The sequence below is a fragment of the Halobacillus litoralis genome, assembly GCF_009856445.1.
Taxonomy (GTDB): Bacteria; Bacillota; Bacilli; order Bacillales; family Halobacillaceae; genus Halobacillus; species Halobacillus litoralis.
Genome location: NZ_WMFA01000008.1, coordinates 1 through 19046, shown reverse-complemented (window position 1 = coordinate 19046; position 19046 = coordinate 1). Strand labels below are relative to the sequence as shown.

General features: G+C 45.5%; 20 protein-coding genes. 6 read left to right on the top strand and 14 right to left on the bottom strand.

Features of this window, described 5'->3' with window-relative positions; translation table 11 throughout:
• Nucleotides 1-6: 6 nt before the first annotated feature.
• The 10 genes from GLW00_RS15740 to GLW00_RS15695 form a co-directional block, all read right to left on the bottom strand.
• The gene (locus GLW00_RS15740; protein ID WP_160915655.1) at nt 7-768 is read right to left on the bottom strand and encodes a class I SAM-dependent methyltransferase; all 762 of its coding nucleotides are present in this window, start codon (nt 766-768) and stop codon (nt 7-9) included.
• A gap of 59 nt (nt 769-827) precedes the next feature.
• Nucleotides 828-1175 (bottom strand): hypothetical protein, encoded by a 348-nt coding sequence (locus GLW00_RS15735; RefSeq protein ID WP_160915653.1) that lies wholly within the window; start codon nt 1173-1175, stop codon nt 828-830.
• 196 nt (nt 1176-1371) lie between these two features.
• Nucleotides 1372-1545: a hypothetical protein gene (locus GLW00_RS15730; RefSeq protein ID WP_160915651.1), complete on the bottom strand. Its 174-nt coding sequence runs from the start codon at nt 1543-1545 to the stop codon at nt 1372-1374.
• A gap of 7 nt (nt 1546-1552) precedes the next feature.
• A complete protein-coding gene (locus GLW00_RS15725; protein WP_160915649.1) occupies nt 1553-1855 on the bottom strand; it encodes a TIGR04104 family putative zinc finger protein in 303 nt (100 codons plus the stop codon).
• The gene (locus GLW00_RS15720; protein WP_160915648.1) at nt 1845-2018 is read right to left on the bottom strand and encodes a hypothetical protein; all 174 of its coding nucleotides are present in this window, start codon (nt 2016-2018) and stop codon (nt 1845-1847) included. The genes GLW00_RS15725 and GLW00_RS15720 overlap by 11 nt, the downstream gene beginning before the upstream one ends.
• A gap of 196 nt (nt 2019-2214) precedes the next feature.
• Nucleotides 2215-2439: a YqkE family protein gene (locus tag GLW00_RS15715; RefSeq protein ID WP_160915646.1), complete on the bottom strand. Its 225-nt coding sequence runs from the start codon at nt 2437-2439 to the stop codon at nt 2215-2217.
• On the bottom strand, nt 2436-2768 hold the full coding sequence (locus tag GLW00_RS15710) for an iron-sulfur cluster biosynthesis family protein (RefSeq protein ID WP_160915644.1): 333 nt from the start codon (nt 2766-2768) through the stop codon (nt 2436-2438). Before GLW00_RS15710 ends, GLW00_RS15715 begins: the two co-directional genes overlap by 4 nt.
• A gap of 61 nt (nt 2769-2829) precedes the next feature.
• Nucleotides 2830-4104 (bottom strand): Y-family DNA polymerase, encoded by a 1275-nt coding sequence (locus tag GLW00_RS15705; protein ID WP_160915642.1) that lies wholly within the window; start codon nt 4102-4104, stop codon nt 2830-2832.
• A gap of 199 nt (nt 4105-4303) precedes the next feature.
• On the bottom strand, nt 4304-5098 hold the full coding sequence (locus tag GLW00_RS15700; RefSeq protein WP_160915640.1) for an SDR family NAD(P)-dependent oxidoreductase: 795 nt from the start codon (nt 5096-5098) through the stop codon (nt 4304-4306).
• Nucleotides 5099-5103: 5 nt separating this feature from the next.
• Entirely contained in the window at nt 5104-6069 is a 966-nt protein-coding gene (locus GLW00_RS15695) for an MBL fold metallo-hydrolase (RefSeq protein ID WP_160915638.1), read from the bottom strand.
• A 223-nt stretch (nt 6070-6292) separates the two neighbouring features.
• Here GLW00_RS15695 and GLW00_RS15690 point away from each other — a divergent pair, with 223 nt between their 5' ends.
• Entirely contained in the window at nt 6293-7816 is a 1524-nt protein-coding gene (locus tag GLW00_RS15690) for an AbgT family transporter (protein ID WP_160915636.1), read from the top strand.
• A gap of 49 nt (nt 7817-7865) precedes the next feature.
• On the opposite strand, the gene GLW00_RS15685 is transcribed toward GLW00_RS15690, so the two are convergent.
• Together GLW00_RS15685 and GLW00_RS15680 are read right to left on the bottom strand one after the other, a co-directional pair.
• Nucleotides 7866-8342, bottom strand: a complete 477-nt coding sequence (locus tag GLW00_RS15685; protein WP_160915634.1) for an AAA family ATPase — start codon at nt 8340-8342, stop codon at nt 7866-7868.
• A gap of 55 nt (nt 8343-8397) precedes the next feature.
• On the bottom strand, nt 8398-10023 hold the full coding sequence (locus GLW00_RS15680; RefSeq protein WP_160915632.1) for a M20/M25/M40 family metallo-hydrolase: 1626 nt from the start codon (nt 10021-10023) through the stop codon (nt 8398-8400).
• Nucleotides 10024-10105: 82 nt separating this feature from the next.
• Between GLW00_RS15680 and GLW00_RS15675 the strand changes: the two genes are divergently transcribed.
• The 5 genes from GLW00_RS15675 (at nt 10106) to GLW00_RS15655 (ending at nt 15433) form a co-directional block, all read left to right on the top strand.
• Nucleotides 10106-10852 (top strand): glycerophosphodiester phosphodiesterase, encoded by a 747-nt coding sequence (locus tag GLW00_RS15675; RefSeq protein WP_160915630.1) that lies wholly within the window; start codon nt 10106-10108, stop codon nt 10850-10852.
• 1 nt (nt 10853) lies between these two features.
• The gene (locus GLW00_RS15670; RefSeq protein WP_160915628.1) at nt 10854-12014 is read left to right on the top strand and encodes a glycosyltransferase family 2 protein; all 1161 of its coding nucleotides are present in this window, start codon (nt 10854-10856) and stop codon (nt 12012-12014) included.
• Nucleotides 12011-13027 (top strand): NADPH dehydrogenase NamA, encoded by a 1017-nt coding sequence (namA, locus tag GLW00_RS15665; protein WP_160915626.1) that lies wholly within the window; start codon nt 12011-12013, stop codon nt 13025-13027. The genes GLW00_RS15670 and namA overlap by 4 nt, the downstream gene beginning before the upstream one ends.
• 105 nt (nt 13028-13132) lie before the next feature.
• Nucleotides 13133-14056, top strand: coding sequence for a ribonuclease Z (gene rnz, locus GLW00_RS15660; RefSeq protein ID WP_160915624.1), 924 nt, complete (start codon nt 13133-13135; stop codon nt 14054-14056).
• Between the two features lie 15 nt (nt 14057-14071).
• Nucleotides 14072-15433: an aldehyde dehydrogenase gene (locus tag GLW00_RS15655; protein ID WP_160915622.1), complete on the top strand. Its 1362-nt coding sequence runs from the start codon at nt 14072-14074 to the stop codon at nt 15431-15433.
• Nucleotides 15434-15726: 293 nt separating this feature from the next.
• Here the strand turns inward: GLW00_RS15655 and GLW00_RS15650 are convergent, their stop codons facing one another.
• A complete protein-coding gene (locus GLW00_RS15650) occupies nt 15727-17964 on the bottom strand; it encodes an ABC transporter permease (protein WP_160915620.1) in 2238 nt (745 codons plus the stop codon).
• A complete protein-coding gene (locus tag GLW00_RS15645) occupies nt 17961-18662 on the bottom strand; it encodes an ABC transporter ATP-binding protein (protein ID WP_160915619.1) in 702 nt (233 codons plus the stop codon). Before GLW00_RS15645 ends, GLW00_RS15650 begins: the two co-directional genes overlap by 4 nt.
• Between the last annotated feature and the right edge of the window lie 384 nt (nt 18663-19046).

The following is a 19046-nucleotide window of genomic DNA, read 5'->3' as shown; positions in this document are numbered from 1 at the left end:
CGCCCCTTATACCTTTAATTTAACGGCTCTTGTCGCGAGCATTGTTTTAATGTGATGATCGATGGTTCTTCCTCCACCGAAATCATCTTCATAGATTCCTGCAATGACAAACCCTGCATCTGTCTGTCCCTGAAGCTGATCTTCCAGTGTGTGGCCGAACTCAAGCGTTTCGCCTTCCCTCACTTCTTCCTCTTCAAGTGCGGAGTAAGGAATCTTGTGTGCCACTTCCAACTTTCCTTCATCCTCTTTTTCTGCATTAAACAAGTAGAGGACGGGATTCATAAAGCCTGAGATGAGTGTTCCTTTATCCTTCAAAACACGTGCCGCTTCTTTCCATACCGGGCGGACATTTTCGATGAATACGTTGGCCACAGGGTGAACAATGAGGTCGAAGGTTTCATCAGCAAATGCTGATAAATCTGTCATATCCCCTTTAACGGTTTTCAAATCGAGCCCTTCTCGATGAGCTACCTCCACGTCTTGTTGCAGTTGTTTCTCTGACAAATCAAAAACCGTAACATCAGCACCTGCGGCAGCTAGGACCGGTCCTTGCTGGCCACCTCCGGATGCGAGGCAGAGAATCTTTATGCCTTTGATCGATTCAGGAAACCAATCTCTTGGCACCTGACGATCTGCGGTCACACCGATAGACCACTTGCCGCAACGAGCTTTTTCGATTGTTTCAGGGGTTTCGCTTTGGGTGTAACGTACCCCGTCTTCCACTTTCTTGTCCCATGCTTTACTGTTATGTTCTGTCGTTTGACTCATCTTTTTATTCCTCTCTCTGTTCAATCAGTAAGGTGCTTTCATCTTCAAATGACGGTAGATCAAGCTGGATGACCGCTTGTGTGCATGCGGTTTCCATAGTAGTGCTTTAACTCGTTTAAAAGAGCTTCTGCGTCCTCTTCAGATAAGTTTTCTAAGTAAATGTTCTCTTCCTCACCTTTGTCTGATTTTATAGAAATGACATCATCCATTTGCTGGATACGCTCAATTTCTTCATCTGCCAGACGAGTATTCGGATCTGCAATGCCCAGCCGAATCTCGAGGATATCATCTTCCAAGCGCACATAATCTCGCTCAGGCATTTTGTAATAGTGAATCATTTGCCAAATCCCTAATAGAAAGATCACACCTGATCCGAAAACGATAAATGGCTCGACACGGCCGTGCAAATACAGTGAAACTCCTACCGGTAATACCCCTGTGAAAATGTTAACCAACGAACCCCGCGCTTTTTTTCCCCATAATTCTGTGTTGCTATATTTATAATTCAAGACATCACCCTCTGAAACCTCTCGCTGCGAGACTGATTTGTCGTATGCAGCGTTGAAATGATTGCTTCAAGGTTAAAAATCGACCTTTCTCCTCTTATTCTTCCAACATGACCCGAATAAGTGGCAAACCATAGAGTTTTTGGTTCCTTCGTTTATCAGATATTTTCATGCCCATTTTTTTATGGTCCTGGATTTTAATGAACTCTTTTGAATAGCGCTTGATCCTCTTTGTTTTTTGTCCTTTGAGAAGAGAAAACAAATCTTTCAACAAACACTCACTCCTTATGCAAGACTTCCTCATCCGATAAGTGAATCACCAGCGGTTGGACAAATAGGACGATTAACAAAAGGAAGACAGCGAAAAACAGGGCTGATGTCAGTCGCATTTGAAACGTTTCTACTAATAACATAAACACAAAAAATGCCGAAACCGCTAATATCCCTGAACGATGATAGGACCGTTTCGTAGAATAATGTTCCTCTCCGCAATGCGGACATTCTTTCTTGCCGCTGACTTTTATCGATGAAAGCAGTGCTCTTCCAAATGGCCAACTGCGTCCGCATGCCTTACACCTCACCTTGTTCACTCTCCTTTAATGCTTCCACTTCTTTTTCCAAGTGTTGAATCCGCTCCTCCTCGCCTGTTGATCGAATGTTACGGACAATCGCAAGAACACACCCGATGACAGCGATTGTCACACCTATCGTTCCAATGAAGAATACAAGGAAAAAATCGATCATTTTGTTCCCTCCTGCTTTTCTATACGGTCGATATGGTCCGAATGTTTCAATTTTTCCGAAAGAAAATTATGGATAGCTCCCTAACTAAAAGGAATAACGTCCGATGCGAAAACAAATAACGACCTAACGGAGCGCACTAGCCCAACGACTTAACTCAAAAATCCTCACAAAAAATAAGCACTCCATAGCGGAGTGCTTATTTTTTGAAGGATTTCCAGTTGAGATCACTTTCATTCAACAGTTCCTCAAAGCTTTTGTTTGCTTCTGCTCGCTTGCGCTCTTCGATACGGCGCTGCTTTTCCTGTTCTTCACGTTCATCGGCCTGCTGTTTCAGCTCTGTCTTTTTGGATTTCAGCTTTGATAAAACATCAGCATTAAGCTGGTCGCCAAGAGAACCGGGTTGCGGCTTTTTCTTACTCATACGGTCGCCCCTTCTTTCACGTCTTTGATCGGGATGATCGGATTCAGGATGCCGTCCGGGCTGGAAAGGCGGAAGGTGCCTCTCATGAAATCAAGCTTCATTTCTTTTTTGAAAAAAGTGGCTTGCTGATCATCGATAATGACGGAATAATCATCATTTTCTACTTTGAGATCTGTAGGACGTTCTTCTTTTTCCAAACGAATGGTTGGCAGTCCATTCACGCCGCATCCACATCCTTCGGTGTCATAAAAAAGACGGATGAGTGGACGCTCGGGATCCTGAATGTGTTCTAGCTGCTGCTTCGCCTCTTCAGTGATGCGTAGTTTCATCGTTCATCCCTCCTGTTTCTTCTATTGTAAGAAAACTCAGCCTCAGAGGCAACGGTTATGTTTATTCTGCATAGTGTCCACCGACCAGACGACTGCGGTGGCGGGCGGTTCCTGCATTTGTCCAGGACACTGCCCGGAGAAGCATATCCTGCCCGTAACGCTCGCGAATCTCATCCATCGCATAGCCGAGGTCCCTTTTTTTATCGCGGCCGTCATCAAACAAGTCCAGTTGGACATTGGCATCTTCTGTAATGTTTCCAAGAGTGACGGAGATGCGGCGGACGACTCCGCCATTATAAAAGCGTTGGAACAAAGTGAGGCAGGCGTGATAAATATCCATCGTAATGCTCGTCGGATGTTCAATAGATACAGAGCGATGAAAGCCACCCGCCCCTTCACTTTTGCTATAGCCGATCCCAAGAGAAACCGTTCTCCCTGCATGGCCTTTTTTCCTTGCACGTCGGGCGACTTCTTCACACATCTCGAGGATGACGTACTTTACTTCTTCAGGATCCTGGTAATCGCGAAGGAGAATCTGACTTTTCCCATAGCTCACCTGACCGTGAATAATCGGAGCTCCGGGGTCGGACAAGTCGATACCATTCGCGTGGTAGTACAGCTGGTTTCCCATCACACCAAACGTTTTTTCCAGACGATCGAGCGGGAACTTCGCCAATTGTCCGACAGACCAGATGCCCATACGATTCAACCGATGCTCAAGCCGCGGGCCAATGCCCCACATTTCCGACAAGGGAGCGACCGGCCATAACTTCTCTTGAAAGTCATCAAACGTCCAGCGGGCGATGCCTTTCTTTTTTGCTTCAAGATCGAGACAGAGTTTGGAAAGCAGCATGTTCGGGCCAATGCCGATCGCTGCATCCAGGTGGAACGTTTCTTTTAATTCATCGACGATCATTTGAGCCGTTTCTTCGGGGACACCGAATTTCCCTTTATTATCTCCTACCTCTAAAAAGCTTTCATCGACGCTGTACGTATGGATCTTTTCTTTCGGGACGAATTTGTGAAAAAGGTTCGTCACTTGAGTAGACACTTCCAAGTATTTTCTCATTTGCGCGGAGAGGATGACAATTTCCGGCGCGGAAGGAATTTCGAACAGGCGGCTCCCTGTGCGGATCCCATATTTCTTTTTCATTGCCGGGGTCGCTGCCAATACGACACTCCCCTTCCGGTTCGTATCCGCAACTACAGCAAGCGGGACTGTGAGCGGATCAAGCCCGCGGTCAATGGCCGCACAGCTCGCATAGAAACTCTTCATATCCACACACAAAATCCCCCTGTCCGGATACCTCCCATAATCAATGCTCGGATGCCCCATGTCGTCTCCACCTCCTTTACCTAGTATATCCTCATTATGCGAATATATGTTCGCTTTTGCAAGTGGCAATTCCTTCTACCATTTCCTGTCTGACCAGGTCTTACATATATTGGCGTACCAGGTCATACAGATTTTCCCACCTCACCCAACCAAAAAACCTCTTCCCTTAGTGGGAAGAGGTTTTTTGGTTGGGGGGCCGTTATTTTTTGTTGAACTGTTTTTGCATGAGTTTTTCCATCGCGACTGGTGCGAGGGAGTAGACTTTGCTTCCCGAATCCATCCAGGAAGGCATATTGATTTCCCGCTGTTTCGTGAATAAATGGTGGACGACAGTCCTTGCTACACGGTTCGGATCAAGCATAATCTTATCGACCGACTTCTCATACTTTCCGCTCGGGTCCGCTTGTTGAAAGAAATTGGTCCTCACAGGTCCTAGATTAACGGAAGTAACATAGATACCTAATGGCTCAACTTCCATCCTTAAAGCATTCGTAAACCCTAAGACTGCATGTTTAGTCGCTGCATAGACCGCTGATTTAGGTGTGGCAATTTTGCCTGCCTGTGATGCTATGTTGATGATGTGTCCCTCTCCATGCTGGACCAAATGAGGGAGCAGCTGATGCGTGGCACGGAACAAGGACTTCACATTAACCGAGAGCATACGCTCAATATCCTGCCAATTCGACTCTGCTACATGATCGAACACGGCGATTCCCGCATTGTTGATCAGCGCATCAATGGATCCATGTTCATAGCAAATCCGGTCAATCGTATCTTTCCATTCTGCATCATTTGATAAATCCGCAGGGTACCATGGACATTTGACACCAAAGGCCTCTTCAATCTTCTCGGCGATGATTTCCAATTTGTGGGCGGTCCGTGCCACAAGAATCGGCGTGCCGCCTTCCTGCGCGACGTGTATCGCGAGAAATTCGCCAATTCCGCTTGAGGCTCCCGTGATCAATACTTTCTTTCCTTTTACTCGTTCATTCATCCAAATCACCTATTTGCTTGATAGAATTTCTCTCCGTCTACGTAAGAAATCTTAAGCTTTCCTACGCTCTCTAAGTAGTCCAGTTGTCCGATTGTTTCAGACATCGTCAAACCGAATTGATTCTCGATGTGTTTCGGAAAGAGACGCTTGCATACGTCATATGCACGTAATGGGCCCTCGCTAAACATCAGAAGCACCTTCTCTGCCCGCTGTTCCTGCTTTTTCAAACGTTCGGGAATCAGCTCGTGAGCATGATTGAAAATTTTCCCGTGCCCTGGATAAACTGTACTGATTTCCCACTGCAACAACTTTTCCATAGAATGGCGATAATCAAGCAAAGGTCTTGGGCGCTCCTCTCCTTTGTTGTGAGGCGGCTCAAGTAAAGGGTTCGAAGAAATATGGGACAGCAGGTGATCCCCACCGATCAACGCCCCATCACCTTCTCTGTAAAAGGACAAATGGCTTTGGGCATGGCCGGGCGTTTCAATCGTCACCCATTCTTCATGACCTGGCAGCCGGTCGCCTTCGATCAACTCATGCGTAAGCTTTCCTTCTGACGTCCACTTCAACGTTTTCCTCAATCCTTTTAACAATGGAAGAAAGCGCTCAGGCACTCCAGATTCCTTGTACATACCTTTGAAAAATTCCTCATAATGAGAGAAGTAGGCTTCGTCACGCTCAAGCCAAGGCTTCAATTTCGTGTGGCCGGCGATAGTATTCACGTTCGGTAAACGTTCAACAAGCCCCATATGATCCGGGTGATGGTGAGTCAAAATCACTTGTTCAATATCTTCCGGCTGGTAGCCCACTTCCTTTAACTGATCAACTAAGGCTTTCCAGCACTCCTCCGTCTTCACACCTGCATCGATAAGGGAGAGCCGGTCACCTTTTACTAGATAAACATGAACATCCCCCACCGCATACGGGGTCGGCAATGTGAACTGGGTAATGGTATCCTTCAATGTCTTCATAACACTTCCTCCATACTGAATGATCATTCACTTTTCTACATTGTAGCATGATTGCCAGATCTTTTCCTCCAATATGACAAAGATTACAGACGTCTCATTATTCATAATTCTTTTTCTAGTGGGACTTTTTCCAAAAGACTTCAAATAAAAATTACTTCCCATTATACTTTAACGCGTCATTGTAAATTTTAAAGAAATGTAAAGGTCAATAAGGAGGAAGATCATGGAACAACAAGAAAAGAAAGGGTTGACAATGCGCATACTCGACTGGATTGAGCGCGTCGGGAATAAATTGCCTCACCCTGTCACATTGTTCGCAATATTTGCACTCATGGTTGTCGTCGCTTCCTGGATCTTCTCCACGATGAACGTGGAAGTCGAAGACCCAGCGACCGGCGAAACGTTACAAGTCGTCAACTTGCTTTCCAGTGACGGTATTCAATACATGTTTGAAAGCATGGTAGAAAACTTCGTAGGCTTCGCGCCTCTCGGTACCGTTCTTGTGACAATGCTTGGTATCGGAATAGCTGAACGCTCAGGGCTGATTAGTGCGATGCTTCGTGGACTCGTTACATCCGTACCACGTTCATTGATGACAGCAGCGCTCGTGTTCGGTGGTATCATGTCCAGTATGGCTGCTGATGCGGGTTACGTTGTTTTGACACCACTCGGAGCCGTTTTATTTGCTGGTCTTGGCCGTCACCCACTTGCGGGTCTTGCCGCAGCATTTGCCGGGGTTTCGGCTGGTTTCAGTGCCAACTTGCTCCTTACGTCGTTGGACCCATTGCTTGGTGATTTGACGATTCAGGCAGCAGCAACCATTGATCCTGCCTATGCGGATACCATCCTTTATACGATGAACTATTACTTCATGATTGCATCTGTTTTTGTCCTTACGATTGTAGGAACACTAGTGACAGACAAGATTGTTGAACCGCGTTTAGGAGAATACAAAGGTGGCGTGAAAGAAGAAGTCAATTACCTTTCTCCACTTGAGAAAAAAGGGATGATCGGTGCTCTGATCGCGTTTATCGTGACCATCGGGCTGCTTTCTCTGCTCGTCGTACCATCCTGGGGGCCATTGCGTAACCCTGATGATTTCTTAGCATCTCCATTTTTCCATAGCTTAGTGCCTGTCATTCTGATCATGTTCTTCGTTCCTGGTTATGTTTACGGGAAGATTACAGAGGAAATCAAGAATGATAAGGACGTAGCCAATCAAATGTCTGAAACGATGGCGAGCATGGGAATCTACATTGTCCTCGCCTTCACGGCAGGTCAATTCGTTGCCTACTTCAACCATACGAATCTCGGAAAAGTCATTGCTGTCAGCGGTGCCGAGTTCTTGGATTCCATTGGTTTCACAGGCATCGGTCTCATCATTGCTTTCATGTTCGTAGCTGGTTTCATCAACCTGTTTATCGGAAGCTCGTCAGCAAAATGGGCGATTATGGCTCCTGTATTCGTACCGTTGATGATGCAGCTCGGTTACTCTCCGGAGCTTACGACACTCGCTTATCGGATCGCCGACTCAACAACGAACATCATTTCACCATTGATGCCGTATTTCGCAATCGTCATTGCGTTCGCACAGAAGTATGATAAGAAGGTCGGTATTGGTACATTGATTTCTACCATGCTTCCTTATTCCATTGCATTCTTTGCCATATGGACACTGATGCTGTTGATTTGGATGTTGACCGGTGCACCAATCGGTCCTGGAGCAGGATTCGAATACAATGGTTAATCCATCATAAACAAAAGCGTCCGGAAATGATTTCCGGACGCTTTTTTATCTAAATCCTGACCTGATGTGCCAGGATCATTAAACTTTTCAGACGATCGGCCGTTTCAGAAATGCCCACCTTTGAAGTATCAATCACCACATCTGCCCCCGCTCTCAGTTTTGGCAGCACATGAGTAAAACTTTCTATGATTGCCTTTCTCTCCTCTGGATGCTTTCCGTAAGGATTTGTCTTTCTTTTATTCACACGTTCAAGCATGACACCTAAAGTAGCTTCAAGAAGAACGACATAATCAAAAGATTTATAGAACTTCCCTTGATTTGAATAACACCCGGAAAGGATTAAATGAGTGTGCCTTTTTCTTTCGATGAGATGGGAGATTTTTTCTCCATCCCATACGATTTCCTCCCCTTCTCCTGAAGCGACTTTTTTTGTGAAACCATGATTATCAGTATCCACCACGTAGTACCCTTCATGATGCAGCCTTTGCAGGACACTGGTTTTACCAACACCAGATAACCCTGTCACAAAAATAACACCCACTCTACCACCGACTTTCCAAAAAAATAGTTCTAATATCCTTTCATTCCCGCTCTTTCTTAAAGAACTCATGAATAACCTGTGTCAAAATCTGCGGCAGTTTTTCAAAGCTGTATGATAATTCCAGTCGCTCCGTCCACTGATGCGGATCTCTTCCTAATGGTCCGATGTTGATGATCGGCATTGTGATCGATTCCATCACTTCTGACGGCCATTCAAACCCATTTCCGTGAATCGGCATCTGCTTTGTCAAATCTGACAGGGAAGAGGTGGAAGATGTCGGACCGATAAAACTCAAATCGCTCAACCCTGTAAAATACTCCACCACTTCAAGATCTTCGTCAAACTTTTCCTTCGCATAATCGATGGCAACCTTGGCCCCATGCAGAATGAAAGGATCATCATTCGAGGACACAGCTGGATAAAAGGGTGGGCTGTAAAAAAGGACGATCATCGGACTGATATCTTTACATAAGGATGCCAGACTCTGGACCAGTGTGGTTGAGAAATCCCGATCACCCTGGTCTCTCAAATTGACTAACCGGTTTTGACGGCGGTCCACTTCCATTTTTCCGTAACGTGCGACCGCTTCCTTGTATAACTGATCATAGGTCAGAATCGTGATATCCGGATGGAAAGCAGATGTCTGGGTACCTTCCAAATAAAAGGAAGCCTGATGATGGTAATGATTGATGATTTTCGCCTTCGCTCGCTGGGCTGCCTGCAGAAGCTTTTCATTCAATTCAGCAATGGACTGCTTCATATACAGGACATTGTACATCGCGACCGCTGCCTGAGGTGTCTGAACCGAATACTCAAATTTCAAATCGCGCTGCATCAGACTGAGTGGAGGCGGGGTCCGCTCTCCGCCGACCTTTTCAATAAAAGCTTCATTCAGTTCCATTTCCTGTGCCAGGTAACTGACCATCAGGTTGGCGTTCAAACCTCCAAAGGGCTCACCAGCATGTGTTTCTTTTCCATAGCACAAAAAGCCCGGCAGCGTCTTTCCGATAGAACCCGTGTACAAATAATAAGCAGGATCGCCAGGGTATTTGCTGAACATCGGTTCGCCGTTCAAAGCGGCTTTATAGACAAGTCCCTCTTTATCACGAATGTCTGCAAGAGCAGGAAGAGCAGCCAGCATTCCCTCCGAATTCACTTCTTCGTCCGGAACAGCGACGAGAAGCAGGTTCCCGTCAAACTCACCGGCCATCGCTTTTTCCAAAAGGGATAAATGTACGGTAAGTCCTGCTTTCATATCCATGGTTCCACGTCCGAACAACCAATTCCCTGACTCCAGATCACGGGCAGCTTCTTTCGGCAGATCTTCGATATTCTTATGTAGCTCCTGGGTGAGCTCACGGGGATAAAAAGCAAGGTTCTGATAGGATCCATAATCTTCGATTCCCACGACATCCACATGGGAAATCAAGACGAGCGTTTCCTTGGATTCGTCTTTTTTCACTAAGGCTGTCAGTAATTGACGCCCATCGTCCAGCGGGTGCAAGTTGAGGTGGCTGGGCCGTTTTTTATAATAATCGCGATCTTCTAAAATATAATATAAGTATTCGATGATTGCGATTTCCTCATTGCTGTTCGTTATACTAGGGTACTCTACAAGGGAACATAGTAGATCCGTCAACTGCTCTTTCGTCTGCCAAACGGTCATGGGGTCTCACTCCTTATTGACTTTTCCTGAATTATCAAACACAATCAAACTCATAAGCTACTTGGAAGAGGTGAACGTCACGATGAAAACCCTTATCTACGCTCATAGAGGAGCAAGTAAGCTGGCTCCGGAAAATACGATGCCCGCGTTTGAGCTGGCGCGTGCAGCCGGAGCTGACGGCATCGAGACCGATGTGCAGCTTACCAAAGATCAAATCCCCGTCCTCATCCATGATGAGAACCTGAGACGTACTACCAACGGAACAGGGTTCGTACAAGACTATACATATGCTCAGCTGCGCCTGCTTGATGCAGGAAGCTGGTTTTCTCCTAAATTTTCTGACATTTATATTGTAACACTGGACGAGTTTCTTCGCTGGTTTCGTGACCAGCCTATGTTCTTAAATATCGAACTGAAAACGAACGTCATTGCCTATAAAAACATTGAACGGATTGTCTATGAAGCCCTAAAACGTTATCACGTTCTTGAGCGGACCGTTATTTCCAGCTTCAATGTTGATTCCCTCACACGCATGAAAGAAATCAACCCATCGGTTCAGACCGCATTCCTGACATCGACCAAGATGCGTAACCTCCCTCAGTATGCCAAGTCCGAGGGGTGTGACGCACTCCATGTAAAACACCGTCTTCTGGATAAGAGGCTCGTCAAACGCTGCCATAAAGAAAATCTCGAACTCCGCATCTATACGGTCAACCGTCCTTCCATGATGAAGAAGTGCTACAGCCTGGGTGTCAATGGAATTTTCACAGATGTCCCTCATCAGGCTATCGAATACCGTGACTTTTATCGAAAACGGAGAAACCGTTAATATGTTCTGGGTGTTTGCTGGGCTCCTTTTTGTATGGATGATTCTACTGATGGACTTCCTTATAGGAATGAGAAATATTCCAAAACTCGAACAGACCCATCCTTCTCAAACGACAGAGCTTATTTCTGTAATTATTGCGGCTAAAGACGAGGAAGATTCAATTCACGAGACGATTCATACACTGACAAAACAGGAAGGGGTCATGTTCGAAGTCATAGCTGTGAACGACCGCTCCACTGATCGAACAGGTGCGCTCATCGATGAAGCATCTGCGTTGTACCCTGATGTCCAAGCCGTTCATATCCGCCACCTGCCGGAAGGATGGCTAGGGAAAAATCATGCTCTAAAAAAAGGCGCCGAGCTTGCCACTGGCGCTTATTTACTTTTTACAGACGCAGACATTCAATTTGAAGAACAGACCCTCGCTAGAGCAATAACATTCATGAAAGCAGAAGAACTGGATCACCTCACAGCAGCACCGGATCTAAAAGCCCGCTCTTTTGCGTTACGCGGCTTGATTTCCTACTTTTTGTTCGGTTTCGGTTATTTAAAACGACCATGGACGGCGAACCAGAAGAAACCTAAAGGTGGGATGGGGATCGGAGCTTTCCAAATGATGACCCAATCATGTTATCAAAAAATCGGGACACATGAAGTGGTGCGTTTCCGACCCGATGATGACCTTGCCATCGGACAGAAGATCAAGGCAGCTGGCTTCAGACAAAAGCTTGTAACAGCCAAGTACCTTCTCTCAGTCGAGTGGTATCCTGATTTCAAGTCTGCACTAAAGGGTTTCGAAAAGAATGCATTTGCTGGATTGAATTATTCTATTGCCCTCTCCTTGTTTGCCCTTTTCGGTGTCCTGTTTTCCCAGGTACTTCCCTTCATTTTCGTCTTTATCGGGAGTCCCGCCGTTCAAATCATTAGCGCAATCAACATCCTTTTGTTATTTTGTTTATATGGTTTAACCACCCGTTCATTCACAAACTATCCATGGTGGATGGTATTCGGCCTGCCGATCTTTGCCATCCTGTTTGTTTTCATGCTTGCAAGAGCACTCATCCTGACATGGATTCGTGGGGGAATTGAATGGCGTGGGAACCGGTATTCGATCAAAGAATTGAAACAATTTTTCCGTAACTCGGAGGAGGACCATCGTTGAAACATAAATTATTTGAACCCTATACAGTAAAGAACGTCACGTTAAAAAACCGGATTGTCATGTCTCCCATGTGTATGTATTCGTCAGACAACCAGGACGGTTACGCTCAGCCTTTTCACCTTGCCCATTACGAAAGTCGTGCGGCCGGACAAGTTGGATTGATCATTACAGAAGCCACTGCCGTTTTACCTGAAGGCCGTATTTCCCATGAAGACCTTGGCATCTGGAGCGACGAACATATCGAAGGTTTACAAAAAATCAATGAAGGCATTCACCGTCACGGAGCTAAAGCGGGGATTCAACTGGCTCACGCCGGAAGAAAGGCCAACTTAAGGGATGAAATTTTCGCCCCTAGTGCTGAAGCTTTCAGTTCATCCATGAAGGTCCCGACAGAAATGACAAAAGAAGACATTAAACGTACAGTGGAAGCTTTCCGCGAGGGAGCTCGCCGGTCTGAAAAAGCGGGCTTTGATGTAATTGAACTTCACGGAGCACACGGGTATTTAATCAATCAATTCCTCTCCCCTCTTACGAACAAGCGGAACGATGAATATGGAGGCACCCGTGAAAACCGGTATCGTTTCCTGCGTGAAGTGATTGAAGGCGTTAAACAAGAATGGGAGGGGCCTCTGTTTGTCAGAGTCTCTGGAGAAGAATATCATGAAGATGGAAACACGATGGACGACTTTATCTATTTTGCCCGTGAGATGAAGTCTCAGGGTGTGGACCTCATCGACGTAAGCTCAGGTGGTGTCGTGCCTGCAGCAATTGATCCCTACCCCGGATACCAGGTCACGTATGCTGAACAAATTAAAAAGGGAGCCGACATCGACACGGGTGCCGTTGGTCTGATTACAAGCGGCAACCAGGCAGAAGAAATTTTGCAAAATGAACGGGCCGACTTGATTTTCCTTGCCCGCGCGCTCCTAAAAAATCCTTATTGGCCAAAAGAAGCAGCAGATGAACTTGGCTACTCCTTAGAAGGACCCAGACAATACAATCGTGCTTGGTGAACAATTGTGAACTGCCGGAAAAACATCCGGCAGTTTTTTTATGGCTTTTCAAGTGTGTTCTCCCCCTTCTGGTGGTATCATGATAAGTGTAGGAGAGTGTTGGCAATGGAACTATTTTTTTTAGGTACGGGATCTGGTGTCCCATCAAAAGAAAGAAATGTCTCCTCCCTTGTCCTCCGCCTTCTTGAAGAGCGAGGAACGACTTGGGTTTTTGACTGTGGAGAAGGCACACAACAGCAAATATTGAATACAAACATACGACCGCGACGAATTGAAGTGATTTTTATTACTCACCTTCACGGGGATCACATTTACGGACTGCCCGGTTTATTGAGCAGCCGTTCATTCCAAGGTGGTGAAACACCTGTAACCGTTTACGGGCCGCGCGGGTTAAAAGATTACATTGATATCAGTCTCGAATTGAGCGGAACACACCTTCGCTATCCCCTTTACATTGAAGAAGTGGAAGAAGGAGAACTCTTCGAAGACGAACAGTTTGTCGTTGAAGCCGTCAAACTTGAACATGGACTTGAAAGCTATGGATATATCCTTAAAGAAAAAGATCAGCTTGGTGAACTTCAGCCGGAAAAGCTGAAGGCGCTTGGGATCAAACCAGGACCTGTTTATCAAAAAATCAAGAATCAACCACGGACGGTCCTGGAAGATGGAAGAGTCATCACACGCAAAGATGTCATCGGGCCTCCTAAAAAGGGACGTAAAGTCGCCATATTGGGAGACACACGCTACCTGCCGCATCTTGAAGAAGTCTTAAGAGACAGCGACGTTCTCGTCCACGAAGCCACATTCGCTGGAAATGAGGAAAAAATGGCTTATGATTATTTTCATTCCACCGTCAAACAAGCCGCTACCCTTGCAAAGAACGCAAATGTTGGGGAACTGATTTTGAATCACGTCTCTTCCAGATACCAGGGAGATTCCGTGGAGGAGCTCCTGGAAGAAGCACAGAATTTGTTCCCAAACACCACGATTGCACACGATTTTTATCAACATCCCATTAAACGTACTTAACGAAGGAGGAGCTGTATGCACGCAACGGTCAAGCAACAAAAAACATGGTTCCAGGAAGGACATACGAAAAGCTATGCTTTCCGAAAAGAACAGCTGTTAAAAATGAAGAAGATGCTGACGACCTTTGAGAAACCAATTCTCAATGCATTGAAATTCGATATGAACAAATCGGAATATGAAGCGTACGCATCTGAAATCGCCTTTTTAAAAAGTGAGATCGATCATCATGTGAAACAGTTGAAAACATGGATGCAGCCGACTAAAGTGAAGACCCCACTTACCCATACAGGCTCAAAAAACTTCATTCGAAAAGAACCCTATGGCACGGTATTGGTCATTGCCCCTTGGAACTATCCTGTCCAGCTAGCCCTTGCTCCGGTAATCGGCGCGATTGCAGCAGGAAATACGGTCATCATCAAACCATCCGAACTAACACCAACCGTTTCATGGGTGTTGAAAAAAATGATAGAACAGTACTTTCCTCCCCACTATATTGCCGTAATCGAAGGCGATAAAGAGGTGACCCAGGAGCTGCTTGAACAACCGCTAGACTATATCTTCTTCACCGGGAGCGTCCCCGTCGGTAAAATCATTATGGAGAAAGCGAGTAAACAGCTCATCCCGGTCACATTGGAACTTGGAGGAAAGAGCCCGACGATTGTTCACAAAGATGCGAACATCGACCTTGCTGCGAAACGGATTGTATGGGGTAAATTCACCAATGCAGGTCAAACATGTATTGCACCTGATTACCTTTACGTACACCATGAGGTGAAAGCGGACTTAATCCGTGCCATGAAAAAGTACATCCAGCAGTTTTACGGAGAAAATCCTTTGAACAATGAAGAATACACCAAAATCGTGAACCAAACGCACTTCGAACGCGTATCTTCTTACCTTGATTCCGGAACGGTCGTGGTCGGCGGTTCTTTGGATGAATCTAAACACAAAATCGCACCTACCATTCTCGACCAGGTGTCCTGGGAGGATCAGGTTATGAAAGATGAGATCTTCGGACCTGTGCTTCCTGTCCTGACTTACCATGACCTTGATGAAGCAATTGAGAAAATCAACAGTCGTCCTAAGCCACTTGCCCTCTATTACTTCGGGGAAAACGAAATTGAACAGCAGCGCATCCTTAACTCGATCTCATTCGGCGGTGGATGCATCAACGACACCCTTTACCATATTATCAATCCACACCTCCCATTCGGAGGCGTTGGTGAGAGCGGCATGGGCAGTTATCATGGCAAACGGAGCTTTGAAACCTTTACGCACGAGAAAAGCATCACAAAACAAACCACCCGTTTCGATCAAAACTTCCGCTATCCAGGATCCCAACTTGGTCTTGCGGTATTAAAGAAATTCTTTGGTTAGATAAAAAGCGAGCATTACGCTCGCTTTTTTTATGCGCATTTTGGCATTCTTGCGCGCGTTCCTGGCTTCTTGCGCGCGTTCCTGGCTTCTTGCGCGCGTTCCTGGCTTCTTGCGCGCGTTCCTGGCTTCTTGCGCGCGTTCCTGGCTTCTTGCGCGCGTTCCTGGCTTCTTGCGCGCGTTCCTGGCTTCTTGCGCGCGTTCCTGGCTTCTTGCGCGCGTTCCTGGCTTCTTGCGCGCGTTCCTGGCTTCTTGCGCGCGAAAAAGGACAGCGGCCGGGCCGCTGTCCTTTTTCTCTAGTCCTGTTGCTTTTTCAATGCTTCCTGTAAAGATACATCTTTCAACTTTCGTTTCGATAATCCAAGAGAGAGCCAATACGTAAGCATGATTACAATGAATCCTGTCAGGACCATCCACCATGCTACATCTGTCGGCATAAGAAAACCAGTCTCTTGAACTAATGTATTCATCGTTTGGTCCAAACTCAAACTCGCCAGAGGTATGGACACAAAGTAGGCAATCAAAACGATAGGAGTGTACACACTTAAAACAAGTTTGGATACTTCTTTGTCATGGTAGCCCATCACTTTAAACAACGATATAGAAGGTGAGTTTTCCTCAACGATTAAATTGGTGAGCAAAGTAAGAACAATTACACCAATCAATACAGCAAATACAGCCATGCCGGCAACAGACGCTCTCGTTGCTCCTGTTGTCGATTCAAAACTGTCTATAGCCTTCTGCTTATCTTCTACCATATAAATATTTCCGCTGTTTTGTGGAGATTGTTTCTGCCATGTTCCTGTATATCCTTCATCGGGGAAACCTAGAAAATCATTCAATTCAACACGCGGAAGATACAAGTTATTCCCAATATAAAGATCAGCAACGGCTACGACTTCCACCCTCATCGTCTCTGAGTTCAATGAGTTCTCGAGGTTGATGTCATCCCCTTCCCCCACACCAAGTACAGCAGCTAAAGGCGCACTGATAATCGCTCCTTCAGATATTTGCGATTCTAGACTTTCCCCATCAGCACTCAACTGAATATATCGATTCTCTTTTTCCATTCCATATGCCGTAATTTTCACATCTTCATCAACGACACCAAGTTCGTTCATTGTAAAAGGACTCTGTTGTTCATCCGTTTCTTCCGTCATTAATGATTGATAATGGACCGCATAGTCGTATTTCAAAATATCCTTATACGTCGTTTCTACAAGCTGGTCCATGCTATTAAAAGTAATGAACCCGAACAATAATAAAACGGTTGAAAACATCACCCCAATAAAAATATAAAAACTTCTCGCTTTATTTCTCACCAGTAACCTCAAACGGAACCTGCGGATAAAACCACCTTTTTGCAAAAGCGGAAGTTTTTCCAGCCAGGATTTTTTCCCACTGGACATCTCCTTCGGTCTAAGAAGCGTCAGCGGTTCTGTCCGCAATGTCCGATTAATAACGAAGGTGGTGAGTAAGATCAAAAGCAATAAAGGCAGGACAAATCCTATAACAAGAACGAAAGGATTCCAGTCAAACATGGATAGAGCAGGTAAGTTAAAATAGTTCGCATACAAGTTCGAAAGCGGTACAGACAGACCTGCACCTGCAGCTAAACCACCGACTGTGCCCGCTAACCCGATTATCCAGGCATAACCTAAATAATGACGGACCAATTCTTTCTTACGATACCCGAGGGCCATGAGCGTACCTATTTCTTTTCTCTGCATTTCCATCCGTCGCTTCATGAGCATCAGCACCATAGCAATCGAAAGAGCAAGAATGAACAATGGCAATGTCGTTGTCATGCTCTTAGCGCCTTGAATTTCTGTTTCCACAAACCCAATGCGTGGATTATCTTCTGAATGAACAAATTGCAAAAGTGCCGTTTCTGCACTCACCGCTTCTCTAAACCCCTCGGGCACCGCTCCATCATCTGTCCATCCTAAGATCTGTGTCTGTCCATTTACCTCTGAAATATCAGAACCGGATATGACGGCGACTCCGAATTTCTCAGCATCCGCTAACAAATCCGTCATTTGTTCGACCATATAAATGTAATCAGGCAAGTAAACGAATCCTGTAATTTCAAATTCCCGATCACCCAGTGTTAGGACATCACCCAGCTCATATTGATGTTTCTCAGCAAACACTTTGGAAATAGCCAGTTCTTGAGCACTGGACGGTGCTTTCCCTTCAGCGATGTAAGGAATGTTAACTGTGTCAGTAGTCGTGAACGTACGTAATGTCGAATCATCGATCTCAAAATCTGCATAATTCCGTTTTTCTAAAACGACATTGTACTCATCTTCCCATAAAGAAAGCTGTTCATCGGTCACATCCCCTCCAGCTACAAAATGAAAGCTTTCCTGTCTGTAGTCTTCCGTAAATGTTTCATTTCTCGATTCCAGAGTCGTGATGGCCATGGATAAGGACACATAAAGCATAACTGCTAGTAAAAGAAGAACAGCCACCCCGGCATATTGGAATTTCTTTTCCTTTAAAGTGCGGTACACAGATTTCTTTAAAATCATGACCAGGTCACCTTCTCTGGAGGGACAGGATTTTCATTTTCATAGGCATCCACAATTTCACCGCTTTTCATTCGGATAACCGAATGAGCCATCTCGCCAATCCCCTGGTTATGAGTGATGATCAAAACTGTCGTTCCATACTGCTCATTAACGAACTTCAACAACTTCAAAATATTTTTTCCCGTTTCTTCATCCAGGGCTCCTGTCGGTTCATCACAGAGTAAAATCTGCGGGTTCTTAATCAGTGCTCTCGCGATTGCGACACGCTGTTGTTCACCCCCGCTCAGTTGAGAAGGGAATTTATCTTTCTTATCCCACATCCCTACTTTTTCTAAGATATCCTTCATATCAAGCGGTTTCTGACTCAATTCCCGTCCGACCTCCACATTTTCTTCAACGGTCAGTGTCGGTATTAAATTGTACTGTTGAAAAATGAAGCCAACGAACTTCCGGCGGTAATCCGTGAGCTGGCGATCCTTCAGTTGATCGAGGACCGTGTCTCCTACTTGGATTGATCCTGAATCGTAACGGTCGATTCCTCCAATAACATTTAATAATGTTGATTTCCCTGACCCTGAAGGTCCGAGAATCGTCACGATTTTCTTATCTGGTACCTCTAATGAAGCCTGGCGTAGTGCCTCAACTTTTACTTCTCCGCTCTGATACGTTTTATTGACTCGGTTTGCGAAGATAGTCATTTCATCATCTCCAATAAAAGTTTTGTAATGAAATACATCATTTATTTCATTTTTAGTGTACCTCAATAAAAAAAGAAGTCAATAACTTTTTATTTCATTATTTATCATCACGCTTACTATTTTTATTGAAGATAATGGCAGGATTGTGGAAGACTCAGTTTCGAGACTTTACGGGGTTCGTTGCCCGGATTGAGCGTCAGGGGTGGCTGGGAAGCTACTCGCTTTCCTGCGGGGATGACGGCAAGCCTCCTCGTGCTTTGAAGTGACCCCCAAGAGTTGGACACCTTCTAACTCTGACCGAAGGGGGATACACCTTGAATAAATTTACGAATGAAGACAAATTTCAAGCCGTCCATCGATATCTTGATGAAACCATAAGCTACC

Bases quoted from the DNA above. Each gene is read 5' to 3' on its own strand.
- GLW00_RS15740 (WP_160915655.1), bottom strand. From the start codon at position 768: ATGAGTCAAACGACAGAACATAACAGTAAAGCATGGGACAAGAAAGTG.
- GLW00_RS15720 (WP_160915648.1), bottom strand. From the start codon at position 2,018: ATGATCGATTTTTTCCTTGTATTCTTCATTGGAACGATAGGTGTGACA.
- GLW00_RS15715 (WP_160915646.1), bottom strand. From the start codon at position 2,439: ATGAGTAAGAAAAAGCCGCAACCCGGTTCTCTTGGCGACCAGCTTAAT.
- GLW00_RS15710 (WP_160915644.1), bottom strand. From the start codon at position 2,768: ATGAAACTACGCATCACTGAAGAGGCGAAGCAGCAGCTAGAACACATT.
- GLW00_RS15705 (WP_160915642.1), bottom strand. From the start codon at position 4,104: ATGGGGCATCCGAGCATTGATTATGGGAGGTATCCGGACAGGGGGATT.
- GLW00_RS15700 (WP_160915640.1), bottom strand. From the start codon at position 5,098: ATGAATGAACGAGTAAAAGGAAAGAAAGTATTGATCACGGGAGCCTCA.
- GLW00_RS15695 (WP_160915638.1), bottom strand. From the start codon at position 6,069: ATGAAGACATTGAAGGATACCATTACCCAGTTCACATTGCCGACCCCG.
- GLW00_RS15690 (WP_160915636.1), top strand. From the start codon at position 6,293: ATGGAACAACAAGAAAAGAAAGGGTTGACAATGCGCATACTCGACTGG.
- GLW00_RS15680 (WP_160915632.1), bottom strand. From the start codon at position 10,023: ATGACCGTTTGGCAGACGAAAGAGCAGTTGACGGATCTACTATGTTCC.
- GLW00_RS15675 (WP_160915630.1), top strand. From the start codon at position 10,106: ATGAAAACCCTTATCTACGCTCATAGAGGAGCAAGTAAGCTGGCTCCG.
- GLW00_RS15670 (WP_160915628.1), top strand. From the start codon at position 10,854: ATGTTCTGGGTGTTTGCTGGGCTCCTTTTTGTATGGATGATTCTACTG.
- rnz (WP_160915624.1), top strand. From the start codon at position 13,133: ATGGAACTATTTTTTTTAGGTACGGGATCTGGTGTCCCATCAAAAGAA.
- GLW00_RS15655 (WP_160915622.1), top strand. From the start codon at position 14,072: ATGCACGCAACGGTCAAGCAACAAAAAACATGGTTCCAGGAAGGACAT.
- GLW00_RS15650 (WP_160915620.1), bottom strand. From the start codon at position 17,964: ATGATTTTAAAGAAATCTGTGTACCGCACTTTAAAGGAAAAGAAATTC.
- GLW00_RS15645 (WP_160915619.1), bottom strand. From the start codon at position 18,662: ATGACTATCTTCGCAAACCGAGTCAATAAAACGTATCAGAGCGGAGAA.